The sequence below is a fragment of the Agrobacterium sp. 22-214-1 genome, from assembly GCF_053522465.1.
In genome coordinates this window covers 976,854-995,771 of sequence record NZ_JBNWCK010000001.1, presented here as the reverse complement: position 1 = coordinate 995,771, position 18,918 = coordinate 976,854, and the positions used below count along the sequence as shown (strand labels likewise).

The 18,918-nt window shown below is 60.7% G+C and carries 19 protein-coding genes; 9 read left to right on the top strand and 10 right to left on the bottom strand.

Annotation, left to right across the window (positions count from 1 at the left end):
* Positions 1–358 precede the first annotated feature (358 nt).
* Positions 359–1,099, top strand: coding sequence for a pentapeptide repeat-containing protein (locus ACQZ5G_RS05020; protein WP_020808663.1), 741 nt, complete (start codon positions 359–361; stop codon positions 1,097–1,099).
* Between the two features lie 87 nt (positions 1,100–1,186).
* Here the strand turns inward: ACQZ5G_RS05020 and ACQZ5G_RS05015 are convergent, their stop codons facing one another.
* Positions 1,187–2,203: a zinc-binding alcohol dehydrogenase family protein gene (locus ACQZ5G_RS05015; protein ID WP_448737514.1), complete on the bottom strand. Its 1,017-nt coding sequence runs from the start codon at positions 2,201–2,203 to the stop codon at positions 1,187–1,189.
* A 103-nt stretch (positions 2,204–2,306) separates the two neighbouring features.
* Between ACQZ5G_RS05015 and ACQZ5G_RS05010 the strand changes: the two genes are divergently transcribed.
* A complete protein-coding gene (locus tag ACQZ5G_RS05010; protein WP_003524094.1) occupies positions 2,307–2,696 on the top strand; it encodes a winged helix-turn-helix transcriptional regulator in 390 nt (129 codons plus the stop codon).
* Between the two features lie 120 nt (positions 2,697–2,816).
* Positions 2,817–3,653, top strand: coding sequence for an undecaprenyl-diphosphate phosphatase (locus ACQZ5G_RS05005; protein ID WP_003524095.1), 837 nt, complete (start codon positions 2,817–2,819; stop codon positions 3,651–3,653).
* A gap of 70 nt (positions 3,654–3,723) precedes the next feature.
* Here the strand turns inward: ACQZ5G_RS05005 and mgtE are convergent, their stop codons facing one another.
* Both mgtE and ACQZ5G_RS04995 read right to left on the bottom strand, forming a co-directional pair.
* Positions 3,724–5,097 carry a magnesium transporter gene (gene mgtE / locus ACQZ5G_RS05000; protein ID WP_448737515.1) on the bottom strand — a complete coding sequence of 458 codons (1,374 nt, stop codon included), beginning with the start codon at positions 5,095–5,097 and terminating at the stop codon, positions 3,724–3,726.
* A gap of 248 nt (positions 5,098–5,345) precedes the next feature.
* On the bottom strand, positions 5,346–6,590 hold the full coding sequence (locus tag ACQZ5G_RS04995) for an MFS transporter (RefSeq protein WP_051671853.1): 1,245 nt from the start codon (positions 6,588–6,590) through the stop codon (positions 5,346–5,348).
* A 235-nt stretch (positions 6,591–6,825) separates the two neighbouring features.
* Between ACQZ5G_RS04995 and ACQZ5G_RS04990 the strand changes: the two genes are divergently transcribed.
* The 3 genes from ACQZ5G_RS04990 (at position 6,826) to ACQZ5G_RS04980 (ending at position 9,794) form a co-directional block, all read left to right on the top strand.
* Positions 6,826–7,734, top strand: a complete 909-nt coding sequence (locus ACQZ5G_RS04990; protein WP_448737516.1) for a diacylglycerol/lipid kinase family protein — start codon at positions 6,826–6,828, stop codon at positions 7,732–7,734.
* A gap of 151 nt (positions 7,735–7,885) precedes the next feature.
* A complete protein-coding gene (locus tag ACQZ5G_RS04985; RefSeq protein ID WP_448737517.1) occupies positions 7,886–9,259 on the top strand; it encodes an aspartate aminotransferase family protein in 1,374 nt (457 codons plus the stop codon).
* A gap of 64 nt (positions 9,260–9,323) precedes the next feature.
* Positions 9,324–9,794 carry an OsmC family protein gene (locus ACQZ5G_RS04980; protein ID WP_080809823.1) on the top strand — a complete coding sequence of 157 codons (471 nt, stop codon included), beginning with the start codon at positions 9,324–9,326 and terminating at the stop codon, positions 9,792–9,794.
* A gap of 374 nt (positions 9,795–10,168) precedes the next feature.
* Here ACQZ5G_RS04980 and ACQZ5G_RS04975 read toward each other — a convergent pair whose 3' ends face one another.
* From ACQZ5G_RS04975 to ACQZ5G_RS04950, 6 genes are all read right to left on the bottom strand, one after another.
* Positions 10,169–10,360 (bottom strand): type II toxin-antitoxin system VapB family antitoxin, encoded by a 192-nt coding sequence (locus ACQZ5G_RS04975; RefSeq protein ID WP_448737518.1) that lies wholly within the window; start codon positions 10,358–10,360, stop codon positions 10,169–10,171.
* Between the two features lie 59 nt (positions 10,361–10,419).
* Positions 10,420–11,925 (bottom strand): AMP nucleosidase, encoded by a 1,506-nt coding sequence (gene amn, locus ACQZ5G_RS04970; RefSeq protein WP_448737519.1) that lies wholly within the window; start codon positions 11,923–11,925, stop codon positions 10,420–10,422.
* A 105-nt stretch (positions 11,926–12,030) separates the two neighbouring features.
* A complete protein-coding gene (locus ACQZ5G_RS04965; RefSeq protein WP_003509979.1) occupies positions 12,031–12,204 on the bottom strand; it encodes a hypothetical protein in 174 nt (57 codons plus the stop codon).
* Positions 12,205–12,214: 10 nt separating this feature from the next.
* Positions 12,215–12,397, bottom strand: coding sequence for a hypothetical protein (locus ACQZ5G_RS04960; protein ID WP_020809511.1), 183 nt, complete (start codon positions 12,395–12,397; stop codon positions 12,215–12,217).
* A gap of 158 nt (positions 12,398–12,555) precedes the next feature.
* Positions 12,556–13,152, bottom strand: a complete 597-nt coding sequence (locus ACQZ5G_RS04955) for a hypothetical protein (protein WP_448737520.1) — start codon at positions 13,150–13,152, stop codon at positions 12,556–12,558.
* Between the two features lie 163 nt (positions 13,153–13,315).
* Entirely contained in the window at positions 13,316–13,654 is a 339-nt protein-coding gene (locus ACQZ5G_RS04950; RefSeq protein WP_003524108.1) for a DUF2147 domain-containing protein, read from the bottom strand.
* Positions 13,655–14,253: 599 nt separating this feature from the next.
* Here ACQZ5G_RS04950 and ACQZ5G_RS04945 point away from each other — a divergent pair.
* Positions 14,254–14,517, top strand: a complete 264-nt coding sequence (locus tag ACQZ5G_RS04945) for an SEL1-like repeat protein (protein ID WP_003524109.1) — start codon at positions 14,254–14,256, stop codon at positions 14,515–14,517.
* Positions 14,518–14,927: 410 nt separating this feature from the next.
* Here ACQZ5G_RS04945 and ACQZ5G_RS04940 read toward each other — a convergent pair whose 3' ends face one another.
* Complete coding sequence (locus ACQZ5G_RS04940; protein ID WP_448737521.1) at positions 14,928–16,040, bottom strand: pyridoxal phosphate-dependent aminotransferase; 1,113 nt, start codon at positions 16,038–16,040, stop codon at positions 14,928–14,930.
* A 440-nt stretch (positions 16,041–16,480) separates the two neighbouring features.
* Here ACQZ5G_RS04940 and ACQZ5G_RS04935 point away from each other — a divergent pair, with 440 nt between their 5' ends.
* Together ACQZ5G_RS04935 and ACQZ5G_RS04930 are read left to right on the top strand one after the other, a co-directional pair.
* Positions 16,481–17,626 carry a multicopper oxidase domain-containing protein gene (locus tag ACQZ5G_RS04935; protein WP_448737522.1) on the top strand — a complete coding sequence of 382 codons (1,146 nt, stop codon included), beginning with the start codon at positions 16,481–16,483 and terminating at the stop codon, positions 17,624–17,626.
* Entirely contained in the window at positions 17,623–18,819 is a 1,197-nt protein-coding gene (locus ACQZ5G_RS04930; protein WP_448737523.1) for a ZIP family metal transporter, read from the top strand. Before ACQZ5G_RS04935 ends, ACQZ5G_RS04930 begins: the two co-directional genes overlap by 4 nt.
* Positions 18,820–18,918 lie beyond the last annotated feature (99 nt).

Genomic DNA, 18,918 nt, shown 5'->3' with positions numbered 1-18,918 from the left:
AGGCCCGAGGATGACGTCGAGCGTGGGAAGACCGCTCGCAATCACTCTCAGCCATTGTGTCATGCGGCCGGGAGTGACGGCATTTGCGGAACGGGCAGACCTCTGATCGAAGGACGCATTTCCCACGACGCAGACGCCCGTGACTGGATGCCAGTACCCAAGTCCGGCATGACGGAAAGGCAGCGTCCACCGCCCGTCTCCCCGTCAGTATTTGTGGATTGCTCTTCGATTTCTTACATATAGGATGTTGGGGTGTTGCATGGTCGCGTGGTCCGTGGATTGTGGTTCAGCGATGCGGTAACGCCTTGAATGTGCATATGGTCCTAAGTGCCGTCGCCCGACGACAGGGAGTGAAGGAATGTCCGGCTTTCAAAGGCTGAATATCGTGCGGAAGACAGGGTTCGTTGCCGGTGTGGCGGCGCTTGCGATGATTGCCGTTTCTTTCAGCGGCGGTCCGCTGGTGGCTGCAAGCTGCCGTACCGACGCCATGGCCGGTATCGACTGGCGCGAATGCAACAAGCGCCTGCTGATGCTGGGCGGCAGCAATCTCGATTCGGCAATGCTTTACGGCACGGATTTCACCTATACCGACCTGCGCGGTTCGTCGCTGAAGGGGGCCAATCTCGAGAAGGCCAAGCTCATCCGCACGGCCCTTGGCGAGGCGAACCTGCAGGGCGCCAATCTGACCAAGGTAGAAGCCTATCGCAGCGATTTTTCCGCCGCCGACGCCACCAACGCCAAATTCGTCAATGCCGAAATGCAGCGGACCAAATTCGAAAACACCAAGCTGGACGGCACGGATTTCACCAAGGCCGAACTCGGCCGCGCCGATTTCGAGGGCGCGACGCTGAACGGCTCGAAATTCTCCCTGACCAATCTGTCACGCGCCCGTTTCGGCGGCGCCAAGCTCGGCGGTCCGGTGGATTTCACCAGCGCATTCCTGCTGCTGACGAGGATTGAAGGACTCGATCTTTCCATGGCTACCGGCCTTGATCAGAAGCAGATCGACATTGCCTGCGGTGACGCCAAGACCAAATTGCCGAACGGCCTCACCGCGCCGGCCTCCTGGCCGTGCCCGGAAGATCCGGACGACGACTGACAGGAATAGCCGCGCGGTCTTGCGCTCGGCTCAAACATCTCCATAAGCGGAAGAGAAGCGTCCGCGATGCGGACGCCTCGCCGGCGATCAGAAGCCCGAAAGCACGATCTTGCCCTTGGCCCTGTTGCTCTCGATCAGCGCATGCGCCTTGATGAGATTTGCGGCATTGATGGTGCCGAAAACCTCGGTCAGCGTCGTCTTGATCTTGCCGGCATCGACCAGTTCCGCCACGTGGTTGAGCAGCCTGTGCTGCTCGATCATGTCAGGCGTCTGAAAAACGGCGCGGGCGAACATCATTTCCCAATGGATCGATACGCATTTGCGCTTGAAGGCCATGACGTCGAAACCGCCGGCCGGATCGTCGATCAGCGCGAAGCGGCCCTGCGGCGCGATGGTCGCCACGCTGTCGGCGGCATGAATGTCGCTATGGGTGGTGGAGAAGACAAAGCCCGGCGCACCGAGCCCGAGCGCTTCCACCTGCGGGGCTATCGGCTTGCTGTGATCGATGACGTGATGCGCGCCGAGTTCCTTCACCCATGCAATCGTCTCGGGCCGTGAAGCGGTGGCAATGACGGTGAGATCGGTCAGCGCCCGCAGAAGCTGGACGGCGATGGAGCCGACGCCGCCCGCGCCGCCGATGACCAGAATGGCGTTGGCCGCGCCTGGAACCGGCTCCTTCACCCGCAGCCGGTCGAACAGCGTCTCGTAAGCGGTGATGGCGGTCAGCGGCAGCGCGGCGGCTTCCTCGAAATTCAGGGACTTCGGCTTTGCGCCGACAATGCGTTCATCGACCAGATGGAACTCGCTGTTGGAGCCGGGGCGGTTGATGACACCGGCGTAAAACACCTCGTCGCCGGGCTTGAACAGCGAGACCTTGTCGCCGACGGCCTTCACCACGCCCGCCGCATCGAAACCGAGCACGCGGGGTTCGCCGTTTTCCGGCGACTGGTTGCGGCGCACCTTGGTATCGACGGGGTTCACCGAAACGGCCTTCACTTCCACGAGAATATCATGCCCCTTCGCTTCCGGCTGGGGCAGGTCGATATCGACGAGGGCGTCTTTCACGGTGATGGGCTGGCTGGTCCTGTAACCGATGGCGCGCATGAACAGTCTCCTTTGCTTGTTTGCGTGCCTCTTACTTGATACATATGAACATCGATCGCAAGAATGCACATTTTGTGATGATACATACAAAAAGGATACTGTGATGTCGCGACCGCGCGCCAAGCTCACCGGCAACTTTCCCGGCTGCCCGGTGGAATCGGCCTTGAGTTTCCTCGATGGCAAATGGAAGGGCGTGATCCTCTATCACCTCATCAATGAGGGCACGCTGCGCTTTAACGAGCTGCGCCGCCATATTCCCAGCGTCACCCAGCGCATGCTGACGAAGCAGCTGCGCGAACTGGAAGAGGCGGGCCTGATTTCCCGCACCGTTTTCCCGGTGGTGCCGCCGCGCGTGGACTATGCGCTGACGCCGCTTGGCGAGACGATGATACCGGTGATTTCGGCGCTGAAAAGCTGGGGCGACGCCCATGTCGTGTGCAGGAACGGTGAGAAATATACCCGCCTTCCCGAGGCGAAGGAAAAGGCCGCCTGAAAAATCACGGGTAAAAGCGCACCCCTTCGCGTGCCTTTTTCATGGTGCGATGCAACATGTATTTGCCCCGATTGATGCATAATGCTGCGATCTCGATTCGCAGCAGGGACATCAGGACACATGAGCATCGGTTGGTTGGAGGCCGCATTTCTCGGCTTTTTGCAAGGGCTTACGGAATTTCTTCCGATTTCTTCAAGCGCGCATCTGAGGATCGCCGGGGAGTTCCTGCCCTCCGGCGCGGATCCAGGAGCCGCCTTCACCGCGATTACCCAGATCGGCACCGAAGCGGCCGTGCTGGTCTATTTCTGGTCGGATATCATGCGCATTGCCATCGCCTGGCTCCGGCAGAACTTTCGCCTCGGCGAGTATAACAAGGCCGATGCCCGGCTCGGCTGGCTCATCATCATCGGTTCCGTGCCGATCGTCTTTCTTGGCCTGTTCTTCAAAGATGCCATCGAGCACTCGCTGCGCAACCTTTACATCACCGCCGTGATGCTGATCGTCTTCGGCATCGTTCTCGGCGTTGCCGATAAAATCGGTGAGAAGCGTTACAAGCTGAACCAGCTTATCTGGCGCGATGGCATCCTGTTCGGTTTCGCGCAGGCCATGGCGCTCATCCCCGGCGTCTCGCGCTCGGGCGGCACCATCAGCGCCGGCCTGCTTTTAGGCTACACCCGCGAGGCGGCGGCGCGCTATTCTTTCCTGCTCGCCGTTCCCGCCGTCTTCGGCTCCGGCTTTTACCAGCTCTTCAAGAGCATCGGTGAGGACAATCCGGTCGGCTGGGGTCCGACGGGGCTCGCGACACTGATCGCCTTCGTGGTCGGTTATGCCGTGATCGTCGTCTTCCTCAAACTGGTTTCCACCAAGAGCTACATGCCCTTCGTCTGGTACCGCGTGGTCATCGGCTTTATTTTGCTTGGACTGCTGGGAACGGGCGTCATCAACGCCGGTGGCTGAGGGCGGGGCTTCTCGTTTTTCCCCCACCGCAAATGAAAAGGCCCGCTCTTCTGAGCGGGCCTTTCGTCTTTTAGAGCAACGTACCGCTCAAGATCACCAGCGCCACCGAGAAGTAGATGATCAGCCCGCTGACATCCACCAGCGTCGCGACGAAGGGGGCAGAGGCGCTGGCGGGATCGAGCCGCAGGCGCTGCAGCACGAAGGGCAGCATGGAGCCGGCGAGCGAACCGAAGGTGACGATGCCGACGAGGGCCGCGAAAACGGTGGCGCCGACCAGCAGCCAGTGCTCGCCATAGTCGTAAAACCCGGCCTGCTGCCAGAGGCTCAGGCGCAGGAAGCCGATGGCGCCCAGAATGCAGCCGAGCGTCAGGCCCGTCGGGATTTCCCGCAGAAGCACCCGCCACCAGTCGGAAAGCTTCAGCTCGCCAAGCGCCAGCGCCCGGATGATGAGCGAGGTGGCCTGCGAACCGGAGTTGCCGCCCGACGACATGATGAGCGGAATGAACAGCGTCAGCACCACGGCCTTTTCCAGCTCGCCCTCGAAATGCTGCATGGCGCTGGCCGTCAGCATTTCACCGAGGAAGAGCGCTGCGAGCCAGCCGGCGCGCTTGCGGATCATGTCCGGAAAGCCGATCGTCATATAGGGCTTGCCGAGCGCCTCCATACCACCGAACTTGTGGGCGTCTTCCGTGGTGTCGGCGATCATGGTGTCGATCACGTCGTCGACAGTGACGATGCCGAGAATATGCGAGCGGTCATCGACGACGGGCAGGGCCAGAAGGTCGTGCTTGCGGATCAGCCGGGCGACATCCTCCTGCGACATCAGGGGGCTGGCGCAGACGATGCCTTCCTTCGATGCGACGGAGAGGATGGAGGCGCCGGCTTCGCCGGTCAGCAGGCGACGCAGCGTCACGACGGTGGAGAGCGTTCCGTCCTGCGCCAGCACATAGATGGCATAGACCGTTTCACGCGACCGCTCGACGACGCGGATGTGCGAAAGGGTCTGTTCCACCGTCCAGTCATCAGGCACGCTGACGAATTCCGTGGTCATGATCGAGCCAGCGGTGCGCGGCGGATAACCCATCAGATGCTTGATGGAGAGAGCCGTCGTCCGGTCCAGCCGGGAAAACAGCTTTGCCCGCGGCTCTTCTTCCATTTCCGCCATGACGTCGGCCACGCGGTCGTCAGACATCAGGTTGACGAAGCGGGCGGCCTGTTCGACAGGAATATGGGCGATGATGGCGGCGGCGCCATGCAGTTCCGGCCGGTCGAGAATGGCGACGGCCTTTGCCTGCGGCATGGCGAGAAGGGCGGTTGCGGCCCCGGCGACATCCAGCGTGTTGAGGTGCTCGACGCGTTCGGCAATGGTGGTGGAGCCGGCATTTCCGCTACGAAGAAGACGTGCGGCCTTGCTGGCCCTCTGGGAGAGGTTGTGGAAGTTCATGATTGCTCACCTTTCCGTCGATTCGCCGATAACGGCGAACGCGGTGGTGAGCCGACAGCGGTCGGATCAGTTCACGTTCGCCGGTCTCGGCAAAGGCAATCGACTGCTACTGTCGCTAGACATCCAATGATGCTCCGTTGAAATCCGCGCCGTGCCGCAAGGCATGCGCGTAAGGCCGTGTTGCGCCTGAAACCGAAAAGAGTCAAGCGCCCGATTGTGAAATTTCCGTAAGCTGCGATAGGGCCGGCTCAGGCCGCCTTTTCGCGCCGTTCGACGGTGACGGAAACAAGGAAAACGCCAAGCCCGAGAAGGGAAAGAACCGCGCCGACATAACCTGTGGAGGCGTAACCGAAACCCATGGCGATGACGAGGCCGCCGAGCCAGGCGCCGAGGGCATTGGCGATGTTGAAGGCGGAATGGTTGGAGGCGGCGGCCAGCGTCTGCGCATCCTGCGCCACATCCATCAGCCGCGTCTGCACGGCAGGACAGGCGGCGAAACCGCAGCCGATCAGGAAGACGCAGAGGCAGAGCATGAAAGGATTGTCCGCCGTCATGCCGAACACGGTCATGACAAGCACGTTGAAGGCTAGCATGCCGCCAATCGTGCCATTGAGCGAGATATCGGCCAGCCGCGAGCCGACCACATTGCCGACATTCATGCCGATGCCGAACAGCGCCAGCACCATGGAGACGGTGGAAACCGGCATCATCGCCACATCGGTAGTGGTCTTGGCGATATAGCTGAAGACCGAGAACATGCCGCCGAAGCCGACGGCGGCGATGGCGAGCGTCAGCCACACCTGCACGCGGCGGAAAGCGCCGAGTTCACGCCATACGCTGGCGCCTTCCTCCACCCTGTCACGCGGCTGGAAGAACCAGAGCAGAGCCACCGTCAAAAGCGCGATGCCGCCGACCAGCATGAAGGCCGCGCGCCAGGAAAGAAGCTGGCCGAAGAAGGTGGCGAGCGGCGTGCCGAGCAGGGTGGCGATGGTGAGGCCGAGCATGACGCGGCCAACGGCGCGGGCACGCTTGTGGATCGGCGCCATGGAGGCCGCCACCAGCGCCGCAACGCCGAAATAGGCACCATGCGGCAGGCCGGTGATGAAGCGCAGCACGGTAAAGCTCAGGAAATCCGGTGCGACGGCGCTCAGGATATTACCGGCCGCAAAAAGCCCCATCAGGCCGAGAAGCAATGTGCGGCGCGTCATGCGCGCGGCGAGAACCGCGATGATCGGCGCGCCGATGACGACGCCGAGCGCATAGGCCGTGATGACATAACCCGCCTGCGGAACGGTGACGCCATAGGTGGTGGCGACGTCGGGAAGCAGGCCCATGATGGCGAATTCGCCGGTGCCGATGCCGAAGCCGCCGGCGGCAAGCGCCAGTTCGATGAGCGCGATGGCAAGCGGGGAGAGGGCCACGGCAGGGGCGGCCGTGTAAACGGTTTCATTCTCCGCGCCAGGGCGGGCTTCGGAAATATTCGACTGGCTCATCGTGACCTGAAAAGCGGGAAGGGCCCACAGAAAAAAGGGCAAGACCGTATGGGAGCGGTCTGCCCTGACTGGAGATGCGCGGTCATGAAAATGACCTTAAGTGATCCCTAACATGAAATGATGCGTTGCGGTAGAGCGATTCTCGGCAAAAGAGCATCTTCACGCGATGGTGTTCGGAACCCTATATAGGGTCAGGCATTTACGCGCGGCTGCCTCACTGGATCGGGTTGGAAACATGAAGCTCATTGCAATTTTCAATCGTGACGGCGGCACGTTTCGCACCACCGACATGGAGGCCTATTGCGACCATGCCCGCGAGGTCTTCACCCGCGCCGGCCACGCCATCGATTGCCGTCTGGTCTCCGGAAAGGATATCGTCGAGGAAATGGAACGCGCCGCCGATGAGCCAAGCATTGAAGGCATCATTGCCGGCGGCGGTGACGGCACGATTTCCGCAGCAGCCGCCATCGCCTGGAAACACGGCATCGCGCTCGGCATCGTTCCGGCCGGCACCATGAACCTCTTCGCCCGCTCGCTGAAGCTGCCGCTCGATATTCGCCAGGCGCTGGAAACGCTGGCGAATGGCGAGATTGCCAGTGTCGACATCGCCAGCGCCAATGGCCGCCTCTTCGTCCACCAGTTTTCCGCGGGCCTGCATTCGCGCATGGTGCGCTATCGCAACAATCTCGCTTTTGCCTCCCGCCTCGGCAAGATCAAGGCGAGCATCCGCGCCGCCATCAGCGTCATCCTCAATCCGCCGGTCTTCGAGGTGGAATATACCGTCAACGGCAAAACGCAGCACCGCAAGGTCTCGGCCATTTCCGTCTCCAACAATGAATTCGGCCAGAGCGCATTGATGGTCGCGGACAATGTCTCGGGCGGCCATCTCGGCTTCTATCTCGCCGATCCGTTGCGTCCTTCCGGCGTCGCGAAACTCGCTTTCGACATTCTGCGCGGCAGGCTGAAGGAAAACGCCGCCGTGACCGCCATGACCGTGACAGATGTGGAGCTGCATTTTCCGAAGAAACGCCATGACCTGCGCTGCGTCATCGATGGCGAATTGCTGCCGATGGAGCGGGATGTGGCGCTCGAAGTCCATGCCGGCGAATTGAAGGTGCTGGTGGGGCGGTCGTTCTTCGCATAGCGCAACCGCATGTGACTTGAGTGTTATCCCACCGGCAATCTAGCTTCTATACCCCTAAAAAACGCCAGCCTTGCCAAATCGAGGCCGCCCGGCCATGTTCGGCGGGCGCGGTGGCGTGAGCGCCGTTGCCTTTATGGGAGTGCGATCTGTCATGAATGAAGTCTCCAAGCCGATGTCCAATCTCGCCGCCATCGATGCCGCCCATCACCTCCACCCCTTTTCCGACATGGGCAAGCTCAACGCCGCCGGCACCCGCATCATCGAGCGCGCCGAAGGGGTGTTCATCTATGACAGCACCGGCAAGAAATATCTCGACGCCTTTGCCGGCCTCTGGTGCGTGAATATCGGTTACGGACGCCGCGAGATCGCCGATGTCGTGCAGCGCCAGATGAACGAGCTGCCCTATTACAACGCGTTTTTCGGCACCACCACGCCGCCTGCGACGCTTCTGGCGCAGAAGATCGCCTCGCGCGCCGGGCCGAAGATGAACCATGTCTTCTTCACCAATTCCGGCTCGGAAGCGACCGACACCTGGTTCCGCATGGCGCGGGTCTACTGGAAGGCGCTTGGCCATCCGACGAAGACCAGGGTAATCGCAAGGCGCAACGGCTATCACGGCTCGACGGTGGCAGGCGCTTCGCTCGGCGGCATGAAATGGATGCACGAGCAGGGAAACCTGCCGATCGAGGGGGTGGCCCATATCGGCCAGCCCTATTGGTATGCCGAAGGCAGCGATCTTTCTCCGGCCGAATTCGGCCTGAAGGTGGCGCGCGAACTGGAAGCGAAGATCGATGAACTCGGTGAGGAAAATGTCGCCGCTTTCGTGGCCGAACCCATTCAGGGTGCGGGCGGTGTCATCGTGCCGCCGGAAACCTACTGGCCGGAAATCGCCCGCATCTGCAAGGCGCGCAACATCCTGCTCGTCTCCGATGAGGTGATCTGCGGTTTCGGCCGTCTCGGCTCCTGGTTCGGTTATCAGCATTTCGGCGTGGAGCCGGATTTTGCGCCCGTCGCCAAGGGCCTGTCTTCCGGTTATCTGCCGATTGGCGGCGTCATCGTCTCGGATCGGGTGGCGGAGGTGATGTTGTCTGAGGTCGGTGACTTCAACCACGGTTTCACCTATTCCGGCCATCCCGTCTGCGCCGCCGCCGCCCTGGAAAACCTCCGCATCATCGAGGAAGAGGGACTGGTGGAACGGGTGCGCGACGATATCGGCCCTTATTTCTCCGAAGGCTGGAAAAGCCTGACGGATCATGAACTGGTCGGCGAGGCGGTGAATGTCGGCCTGATGGGCGGCCTGCAGATAACGGCCGACAAGGCGACGCGCCGGCGTTTCGCCAAGCCGGACGACATCGGAACCGCGGTGCGCAACCATTGCCTGGCAGATGGCCTTGTGATGCGCGCCACCGGCGACCGCATGCTGGCCTCACCGGCGCTGACGATCAGCCGCTCGGAAGTGGACCAGATTATAGAAACGCTGCGCAAGGGGCTCGACCACCTGCGCGATACGCGGGAGCATTTCTAGGAAAAGTGGACACCGGTTTTCCGTTAGAGAATGCGAAAAAAGTTTCCAAGGGAGGAATAATCAGATGGCAGGGCAGGAACATCATTACGCCGTGCAGGTGAAATGGACCGGCAATCGCGGCAAGGGCACATCCGGCTACCGCGATTATGAACGCGACTACACGATTTCCACCGCAGGGAAAGCCGATATCGCCGGCTCCTCAGACCCCGCTTTCCGCGGCGATCCCTCCCGCTGGAACCCGGAAGACCTGCTGGTCGCCTCTCTCTCGGCCTGCCACAAGCTGTGGTACCTGCATTTCTGCTCGGTCAACGGCATCATCGTCGAAGACTATGTCGACAATGCCGAAGGCACGTTGGTGATGGAAAAGGATGGCGCGGGGCAATTCAGCGAAGTGGTGCTGAAACCGGTCATCACCATTTCGAAAGGCGATCCGGCCAGAGCGGATGAGCTGCACCATGATGCACACGACAAATGCTTCATCGCACGCTCGGTGAATTTTCCCATCCGCGTGGAGGGGACGGTGAAGGTGGTTTGAGACGGATGTGGCGCGATCCGCGCGAGCGGACCGCGACCGGCGACTTCGCAAGAGCATCTCCATTAAAAATGCGTAGCGGTCTTACTGGAGGTGCGTAAAAATAAAGAGATAGATCGCTTCCAAAGATCTCGTTTTTGCCTGAAGCGCTATAGGCTCAGGCATAATCGTTGCTGTCCGCTAAATGCGATATTTTGCTGTGGTCGTGCTGTTTTCTCTCCGTCATTCCGGCCTTGAGCCGGAATCCAGTCAGCCCAAGTCCTTGGGCTGAAAAGACTCTTCTCGCCGCGCAGACGCGCGCCGGCTAGATTCCGGCTCAAGGCCGGAATGACGGAGGTTATGTTCTTTGATGGCAGTGAGAGCATTGAGTGAGTCAATTAGGACTCATCCGTTCTCCAGCTATCGCGGATTCCACTGATATTGCCTTCCCGGCCGACGCCTCGTAGCTCCCGGTGTCTCCGGATCAATTCTCTCAGGGCCATTTCAACCGCTGCTTCTGCGTTGGAAACTCCAGTAATTTCCATCACCTCTGCGATCAGCTCGTCATCAAGGTCGATCGTCACACGCATTTCGACGCCTCAAGGTGTATGGGCCAACATCAGCACCTTGAGGGCGAAGATGCACGATCTTACTGGAACGCCGTCTCGTAAAAGCTTCGAAGCTTGCGCGAATGCAGCGTCTCCGTCGGCATGGCAGCAAGTTTCTGCACGGCGCGGATGCCGATCTGCAGATGCTGGGCGACCTGGGTGCGGTAGAACTCCGTCGCCATGCCGGGCAGTTTCAGTTCGCCATGCAGCGGCTTGTCGGAGACGCAGAGCAGGGTGCCGTAGGGCACGCGGAAGCGGAAGCCGTTGGCGGCGATGGTGGCCGATTCCATGTCGAGCGCTATGGCGCGAGACTGCGACAGGCGCTTGACGGGGCCTGCCTGATCGCGAAGCTCCCAGTTGCGGTTGTCGATGGTGGCGACGGTGCCCGTGCGCATGATGCGCTTCAGCTCGAAGCCCTCGTAGCCGGTAACTTCCGCCACGGCGCCTTCCAGCGCCACTTGCACTTCGGCCAGAGCCGGGATCGGCACCCAGACGGGCAGGTCGTCATCAAGCACGTGATCTTCGCGCACATAGGCATGCGCCAGAACATAGTCGCCAAGCCGCTGGCTGTTGCGCAGGCCGGCGCAGTGGCCAACCATCAGCCAGGCATGCGGACGCAGCACGGCGATGTGGTCGGTGATCGTCTTGGCGTTGGAGGGGCCGACGCCGATATTGACGAGCGTGATGCCGGCATGACCCTTCTTCTTCAGGTGATAGGCGGGCATCTGCGGCAGGCGCGCGAGCACGGCATCCGTTTCCGGCTTGTCGCAACCGGCAGGGGTGACGATATTGCCCGGCTCCACGAAAGCCGTGTAACCCTCGCCGCCATTCTTCATCAACTGCCGCGCCCATGCGGCGAATTCATCGATATAGAACTGGTAGTTGGTAAACAGCACGAAGTTCTGGAAGTGGCTGGCGCTCGTTGCCGTATAGTGGCTGAGGCGTGCCAGAGAATAATCGATGCGCTGCGCGGTAAAGGGGGCGAGCGGCGCGGGTTCGCCCGGCACCTGGTCATATTCGCCATTGGCGATGAGATCGTCGGTATTGTTGAGGTCGGGCGTATCGAACAGATCGCGCAGCGGCACGTCGGACAGCGAGGAGGCCGCCGCCGCCTCGACATAGGCGCCTTCGCCGAAAGCGAAATGCAGCGGAATGGGCGTCGCCGATTCCGACACAGTGACCGGAACGCCGTGGTTCTTCATCAGAAGCCCCAGCTGTTCCTTGAGGTAATGGCGGAAAAGCTCCGGCCGGGTGATGGTCGTCGTGTAAACGCCGGGGGCGGTGACATGGCCGTAGGAGAGACGCGAATCGACATGGCCGAAGGTGGCGGTCTCGAGGCTCACCTGCGGATAGCAGGCGCGGTAGCGCCCGGCAATCGGCGCGCCCTTGGCAAGCTCGGTGAAGGAATTGATCAGGAACGCCGTATTGCGCTCGTAAAGCGCGGTCAAAGCCGCCACAGCTTGTTTCGGGTCCGTGAAGGACTGCGGCGCGAAAGGCTCGGGGCTGATGAAGGTGAGGGGCGGAATCGTTCGTTTTGCTATTGTCATGGCCCATTATAAGAGGCCAATTTCGACAGGCAAGCGACAGAAATACGAAGAAACTGAAAAGAAACGCAAAAAGGCAGTTCGAATAACAGCGGGTCGGCGGAAATTTCAGCCGAGCGCGCCACGCTGCAGGCTCATCAAAAGCACGAAGCCGGCGCCCTTGGAGGCGGGGCGGGGATCGGCCTTGTAAACCGCAAGTCCGGCGACCGGACCGAGAAAGATCGAGGCCATCAGCACCAGCCGCAGCGCGGAAAACAGGCCGTTGGAAAAACTTGTCGTCATCGGCCTGTCCTCACAATACGACGGGGCAATTGGCGGCGGGCGAGGGGCTATGCTGGCAGGCGATTGCCGCGCCCGCATTCACCCGCTGGAAACTGCGGTTCGGATTAACGACGAGCGAGGCGAAGGACATGGCGAAGATCGCCATGAGAAACGCGAAGATTGCCAGTCGGCTGATCAGCTTTGCCATGTCCATTCCCCTTATTGGAGTTGATGGACAGAGTTTTGCCACACTCGGACTGAACGGACCCTGAGACCCCGGTTCATATGGCATTCAGGGATGTTAACGGGCGGTGACATGACAGATTGATGCCGCAATGGCGCCGGGCATCTCGCGGGCCACCCGCTTTTCGATCAGGACAGAGGGGCTTCCGCACGTGCTGCAAGATCGGTCAGCAGGGTCTCGAATGCCTGAGGCTGGGTCACATCGACAACCGGCACGCGGTGCTCCTGCGCGGATGCCAGCATGTCCGTGTTTTCCCGCAACGAACGCTCGATGAAGGCGTCGATGATCCGCCGCTTCTCAGCCGTTGCATCTTCATAGCGGGCGTGAGAGCGCATTCTCTCGAGAAGAAAATCATTGCCGGCATGAAGAAAGACACCGGCGACGCTGCCGCCAAGCAGGGGCGATATCAATTCCGGCCGCAGGGCCGCGCCCTCGAAGATCGTGCGAGTGCCGGTGCCCGACCTGCTGTCGATCATCGTGCGGATCAGCGGCCAGATGTTCTGATGATGTATCTTCAGGAACCAGTGGATCGTTTCCGCCGAGAGCCGTGCGTAGTATTCTTCCACCGGTGCAGGAATGCCCGGCCATGGCCTGCCCGGATGGCGGGCGAGACTGTCGGTCGATATTGCCTCGCAGCGCAGCCTTTCGCTCAGCAGGCCGGTAAAGGTGCTTTTGCCGACATGCGAGGTGCCCGCAATCAGGATTGTCGAAAGGGTGGGGCGCATGCGTCGCTCTCGTTGGTGTTGGGCGCTACGCGATACATCAACGGATATATGGCTTCCATGCGGCGTGCGTCCGCAGTCTCAGGTGAAATCCTTGGCAGCACACCGCGCCGTCAGGCGCGGGACCGCAGGCGGCAGGACAGAAGCCCGCCCGCCGCCCTGTCGATTACAGCCGCGTCCAGGTCTGCGATTTGCACAGAACCTTCAGCACGCAGCCCTTCATGCTCAGCGAGTTGCCGGAAACGGTGCCGGAGCCGCTATAGGTCTTGTCATTGGCGGGATCGGTGATTTCACCCGAATAGCTGTTTCCCTTGCCGGAAAGCTTGCCGATCTGTTTTCCGGCGTGTTTGCCGGTCTTCAGCGTCACGCAGAAGGCGCCGCCGCAGGGGCCGATCACGGCGGTTTCGCCACTGGCGGTCTTCCAGTTACCTTCGATTGCCTCGGCGGCGAAGGCAAGGTTGCCGCTCAACATGAGGGCGGCGGCAATCGTCATTATACGCTTCATAAAATTCCTCCCGAAATTCGCGCAGGCTTTCTCGAGCCGGCGGCCCAAAGACGCGATGCGTAGATCAAACCCTTTTGGCGTGCGAATGCGCCATCTCTGGCCCAAGCCGCCTGCGGCGCAACGATTGCTCCTTGCACCGCGCTATCCTGTGCCCGTTTCATCCTCATGACGGGCAGGGCGGATAGTATTTGACGTTCACGTAAAAGGAAACAGAAATTTGCGGCCCCGGCGCGGCATTTACAGCGGCGGCAGGAGCGAAAGAGGGAGAATTGGAAAATCGCTGTTTTGATCGTGGTGAAGGAAGGGTTTAAATCCAATTCTAAACTTTTCGTAAAATTCGCCGCAAAGTCCTTAATTTCCGCGGCTCGTGATATTTAACGAAAACCCAATTTTACCAATCGTTTGCAGTTTGTTTGCGGCGCATTAATCATGCCTTTTAAGCGACCGTTGAAGGCCCCGTGGCATAGTGAACTCATCAAAAGCGCAGGAAAAACCTGCCGGACGAAAGGACAAAAAAGCCGCAAAAGACGGCAGGTCCGGACGATGGCCTCGACAAGAAGGCGAATGATGAAACAGGCAGAAGGACAGGGATTAAAACAATGGCACGCTTTGAAATTCGCGATATCGAAATGGCTGCCGGTGGCGAAACCCGCGCCGACACTCTTTGCAATCTCGGCCTGGTCTATGCGACCGGCCGGGGCTGCAAGGTGGACCTGATCGCCGCCCATAAATGGCTCAACATCGCCGCGATCCGCGGATCGGAAAGAGCCGCTTCGCTGCGCGCCGATCTCGCCCGCAACATGACGAAATCGGAACTGGCCGAAGCGCTGCGCGCCGCCCGCGACTGGATGACGATGCACTGATTTACCCAAGCTTTTATTGAGATTTCCGGTCCGGTTCCCTCCAGTCCCGATGACCGGCGCAAAGGAAAGTAAACCCGAAGGGGAACGCGGCGAGGGCTTTGAAAAGGGCTTTTGCGCTGACACATCAAACCGCGACCGGCAGGAACAAGGCCGGCGCGGTTTTCTTATGTTCGGCGATGTCTCTGCGCCGGAAAACGATTCGTGGGAATGGGCTTGCGGGAGGATGTTGAATCGATGCGTGCAACGCGCGGTATCGGATCATATGCCGACTCGCCCGACACCCTCATCCCTGTGCTTGTCACAGGGATCCAGCCAGCCCAAGTCCTTGGGCTGAGAAGAGTCCTCTCGCCGCGCAGACGCGCGTCGACTGGATTCCTGTGACGAGCACAGGAATGAGGAGACGTAGGAGCTTACCCGATCGCCTTGAGGACCTTCGGCAATGCCTGCTCGAAAAGATCGAGCTTGTCACCCGGCCCCACGCTCACGCGAATGCAGCGGTTGAGCGGCGCGACGCCCGGCATGCGGATGAAGACGCCATGTTCCATCAGCCCATCGACGATGGCGCGGGCATAAGCCCCGTCGCGATGGCAATCGATGGTGACGAAATTGGTGGCGGAGGGGAGCGGGGAAAGGCCGCTATTGCGCGCGATTGCCGAAATGCGCTCACGGGCGTCAGAAATTTTACCAACGACTTCATGCAGATAGGCCTGATCTTTCAGCGCCGCCAAAGCGCCGGCGACCGAAATGCGCGCCATGCCGAAATGGTTGCGGATCTTGTCGAAGGCTTCGACATTGCCGAGCGTGCCGATAGCGTAACCCACGCGCGCACCCGCCAGCCCATAGGCTTTCGAGAAGGTGCGCATGCGCAGAATGTTCGGCTGGCCGATCAGCGCGTCGATGGCCGGGACGGCGCTGGCCGGCGCGGTTTCGCAATAGGCCTCATCCAGAATGAGCAGGCAGGTTTCCGGCAATGCGCGGGCAAAGGCGACGACTTCGCTCGCTTCCCACCAGCTTCCCATCGGATTGTCGGGATTGGCGAAATAAACGAGCGGCGCATTTTCCCGGATGACGAGATCGAGAAGCCCGTCAAGGTCTTCGTGATCGTCGACATAGGGCGTGGTCACGAGTTTCCCGCCAAAACCGTTCACATGGTAATTGAAGGTGGGGTAGCCGCCAAAAGAGGTGACGACAGGCGTGCCCGGCTCGACGATCAGCCGCGCGATCTCACCCAGCAGCCCATCGACGCCGCTGCCGATGGCGATATTGCCGCGTGCAACGCCATGGTGGATGGCAAGCGCTTCCTTCAGCTCATAATTTTCCGGATCGCTGTACATCCACGTCTCCGCCGCCGCATCGCGCATGGCCAGAAGCACGGAAGGGGCGGGGCCGAAGCCGCTCTCATTGGCGCCGATACGCGCTTCAACCTTCAGGCCGCGGTTGCGCTCGATGGCTTCGGGGCCGACGAAGGGAACGGTTGAGGGAAGCGAGGCGGCAAGCGGCGTGAGGCGGGAAAAGGCTGACATTGTTTAATCCGATATGCAGTTGGAAAGTCTCGTTCCGAGCAAAGCTCAATTCGCCACAATGGGTCAGATTTCCGACGGTTTGGAAACCCCTTCCTGCCGGAATTTACGCTCATGCCCGGTCCGCCGGCGCGACGGGCGGCTGGAAATGCTGTCTCGGTGGGGCCTAGCTCCACGGCGCGACGTCCCGATTTTGACGATCTCGGTTGAAAATCGACCTTTCAGGCTGGGTTCCGCAGGCGGCAAAGCGATGGATTGCCGCAATGTTGCACCCGTTCGTCAAATGCTTGTTGCAATTAATTCCTAATTGCAGAATATAGATAAGCTGGCGAGTATAGTTATTTTTATTGCAAATGATTCTTAATTGCAAAAATGCAAATGAAATCGATAGTTCTCACGACAAACAGCCGCCGCAAGAGATGAAAATGGAAAGAAAGTCGCAAATGGAGAAGACGTCACCGACGCGATTGACGGGTGAACTGGTCAGTCGCAGAGGGTTGCTCGCCGGCGGGCTCGTGGCTGCGGGAGGAGGGGCGCTTCTGGCCACCAGCGCCTCCGGCCAGACCGCGCATTCAGCTCACGGGGCGACAGCGCCGGGCTCGGCTCCGGCCGATAGCGCGGCGAAAGCCCACGGCGCGCATGGTTCGATGATGACGGTCGGCGAGGTCGATCCGCAAACCAATGGTGTCGACCCCCACGACATGCTGACGGATTGGGAGGCCGGCACGGTGGAGCGCACCGCCGACGGGCGCACCCTTCGCACCTTCGAGATTACCGCCGAGGACAAGGATATCGAGATTGCACCCGGTGTCATGTTTCCGGCCTGGACTTACAATGGCCGCGTGCCGGGACCGACCCTGCGCGCCAGGGAAGGCGACCGTATCCGGGTGAATTTCAGGAATTACGGTTCCCACCCGCATTCCCTTCACTTCCACGGCATTCATTCAGCAAGGATGGACGGCATTCCGGGCACGCCGGGCATGGTCGATCCGGGCGGTGAATTCACCTACGAATTCGACGCCAGGCCCTTCGGCTGCCATCTGTATCATTGCCACAACGTGCCGCTGCGCCGGCACATGCACAAGGGCATGTATGGCGCCTTCATCATCGATCCGGATCCAGACCGGCATCCCGAGCACGCCGAGGTCGCCCGCTCGCGCCTGCTCGGCACGCCGGAAAATGCGGGCTGGCAGGAAATGGTGATGGTGTCGAACGCATTCGACACCAATTTCGACGAGGAGAACGAGTTCTACGCCGTCAATACGGTCGCACACGCCTTCGCCAAGAAGCCGATCAGAATTCTCCGCTCGAAGCCGGTGCGCATCTATCTCGTCAACGTGCTGGAATTCGATCCGATCAATTCCTTCCATCTGCATGCGAATTTCTTCAATTATTTCAATCAGGGAACGACGCTGACGCCGACATTGCAGACCGTCGACCTCATCACCCAGTGCCAGGCGGAGCGCGGCATTCTGGAGTTCAGCTTCGCCGCGCACGAGCCCGGACTTTATATGTTCCACCCCCATCAGACGGAGTTCACCGAACTTGGCTGGATGGGCATGTTCGATGTCGTGGAGTCGCTGTCATGAATGTCATGGAAACGAAGAAAACATCCGCGCCCGCCCGCTCCGGCCTCACGCTCGTCTGGATCGTCTTGCCGCTTCTGGCGCTGGCCGCCGCCATCGCCTGGATTTTCGCCGCCGACCCGCTCGGGCGGCTCGACAACGGCGCGCCGCCCGTCGAAAACCTCACCTTCGAGCGCACCATCCTCAACGACAGGGGCCTGCAATTGCTGGTCCGGGCTGGCGGTTCGGAGCCGATGACGATAGCGCAGGTACAGGTGGATGCGGCCTACTGGACGTTCACTCAATCGCCTGCGGGTGAAATTCCGAGGGGGTCGTCCGTCTGGCTCAACATCGATTTTCCGTGGAATCTCGCCGATACCCACGCGGTCACCGTGGTCACCAACACCGGCGCGAGCTTCGACCACGAGATCGCCGTGGCGGTGCCGACGCCCACCGCGACATCCGGACAACTCTGGATCCAGGCGCTGGTCGGCATCATCGTCGGCGTCGTTCCCGTCGCCATCGGCCTGATGTTCTATCCCGCTTTGCGCAATGTCGACCAAAGCGGCATGAATTTCCTGCTGGCGCTGACAATCGGCCTGCTGCTTTATCTTCTCATCGACATGACGGAAGAGGCGCTGGAAATCGCCGGCGAAACGGCTGCGCTGTTTCAGGGCCGGGTGATGGTCGTACTCGCCGCCTTTGCGGCCTTCCTGATCCTGATGGCGGTTGGCCGCCGGCATGGCACGCCGACCGGGCTTGCGCTCGCGACTTACATCGCGCTTGGCATCGGCCTGCATAATTTCGGCGAAGGGCTGGCGATCGGCGCTGCCTTTGCGGCGGGTTCGGCGGGGCTCGGTGCGTTTCTCGTGCTGGGCTTTGCGATCCACAACATTACCGAGGGTATCGGCATCGCCGCGCCGATCCTCAAAAAACGGCCGTCATTGTGGATTTTCGCCGGGCTTACCCTTCTGGCCGGCGGCCCGGCGGTGCTTGGCATGTGGCTTGGCAGTCTCGCTTATGCACCGCAATGGACGACTTTCGCGCTCGCCATCGGGGCCGGAGCCATCCTGCAGGTCATGGTCGAGGTCTCGGCCTACATGGTCCGTAGCAACGCCCGCAACTTCGCCTCCCTCTCCCTGTCTCCGGCAGTCCTTGGCGGCCTCGGAGCGGGAATAATGTTCATGTACGTCACGGCGGCGGTCGTGAAGATATGATGACGGCCGCCCCGATAGTCTCGATCTCTGCCTGCGATGCGGTGAGCCGGAAGAACGGGGCGGCAGATTTGGATGCCGAATCTATCAGATACAGCGAGG

Excerpts from the sequence above, each read along its gene's own strand:
- ACQZ5G_RS04940 (WP_448737521.1), bottom strand. The coding sequence starts at position 16,040 with ATGTCAGCCTTTTCCCGCCTCACGCCGCTTGCCGCCTCGCTTCCCTCA.
- ACQZ5G_RS05020 (WP_020808663.1), top strand. The coding sequence starts at position 359 with ATGTCCGGCTTTCAAAGGCTGAATATCGTGCGGAAGACAGGGTTCGTT.
- ACQZ5G_RS04965 (WP_003509979.1), bottom strand. The coding sequence starts at position 12,204 with ATGACGACAAGTTTTTCCAACGGCCTGTTTTCCGCGCTGCGGCTGGTG.
- ACQZ5G_RS04985 (WP_448737517.1), top strand. The coding sequence starts at position 7,886 with ATGAATGAAGTCTCCAAGCCGATGTCCAATCTCGCCGCCATCGATGCC.
- ACQZ5G_RS04960 (WP_020809511.1), bottom strand. The coding sequence starts at position 12,397 with ATGGACATGGCAAAGCTGATCAGCCGACTGGCAATCTTCGCGTTTCTC.
- ACQZ5G_RS04980 (WP_080809823.1), top strand. The coding sequence starts at position 9,324 with ATGGCAGGGCAGGAACATCATTACGCCGTGCAGGTGAAATGGACCGGC.
- ACQZ5G_RS04975 (WP_448737518.1), bottom strand. The coding sequence starts at position 10,360 with ATGCGTGTGACGATCGACCTTGATGACGAGCTGATCGCAGAGGTGATG.
- ACQZ5G_RS05010 (WP_003524094.1), top strand. The coding sequence starts at position 2,307 with ATGTCGCGACCGCGCGCCAAGCTCACCGGCAACTTTCCCGGCTGCCCG.
- ACQZ5G_RS04935 (WP_448737522.1), top strand. The coding sequence starts at position 16,481 with ATGGAGAAGACGTCACCGACGCGATTGACGGGTGAACTGGTCAGTCGC.
- ACQZ5G_RS04990 (WP_448737516.1), top strand. The coding sequence starts at position 6,826 with ATGAAGCTCATTGCAATTTTCAATCGTGACGGCGGCACGTTTCGCACC.
- ACQZ5G_RS04930 (WP_448737523.1), top strand. The coding sequence starts at position 17,623 with ATGAATGTCATGGAAACGAAGAAAACATCCGCGCCCGCCCGCTCCGGC.
- ACQZ5G_RS04950 (WP_003524108.1), bottom strand. The coding sequence starts at position 13,654 with ATGAAGCGTATAATGACGATTGCCGCCGCCCTCATGTTGAGCGGCAAC.
- mgtE (WP_448737515.1), bottom strand. The coding sequence starts at position 5,097 with ATGAACTTCCACAACCTCTCCCAGAGGGCCAGCAAGGCCGCACGTCTT.
- ACQZ5G_RS05005 (WP_003524095.1), top strand. The coding sequence starts at position 2,817 with ATGAGCATCGGTTGGTTGGAGGCCGCATTTCTCGGCTTTTTGCAAGGG.
- ACQZ5G_RS05015 (WP_448737514.1), bottom strand. The coding sequence starts at position 2,203 with ATGCGCGCCATCGGTTACAGGACCAGCCAGCCCATCACCGTGAAAGAC.
- ACQZ5G_RS04995 (WP_051671853.1), bottom strand. The coding sequence starts at position 6,590 with ATGAGCCAGTCGAATATTTCCGAAGCCCGCCCTGGCGCGGAGAATGAA.
- ACQZ5G_RS04955 (WP_448737520.1), bottom strand. The coding sequence starts at position 13,152 with ATGCGCCCCACCCTTTCGACAATCCTGATTGCGGGCACCTCGCATGTC.
- amn (WP_448737519.1), bottom strand. The coding sequence starts at position 11,925 with ATGACAATAGCAAAACGAACGATTCCGCCCCTCACCTTCATCAGCCCC.
- ACQZ5G_RS04945 (WP_003524109.1), top strand. The coding sequence starts at position 14,254 with ATGGCACGCTTTGAAATTCGCGATATCGAAATGGCTGCCGGTGGCGAA.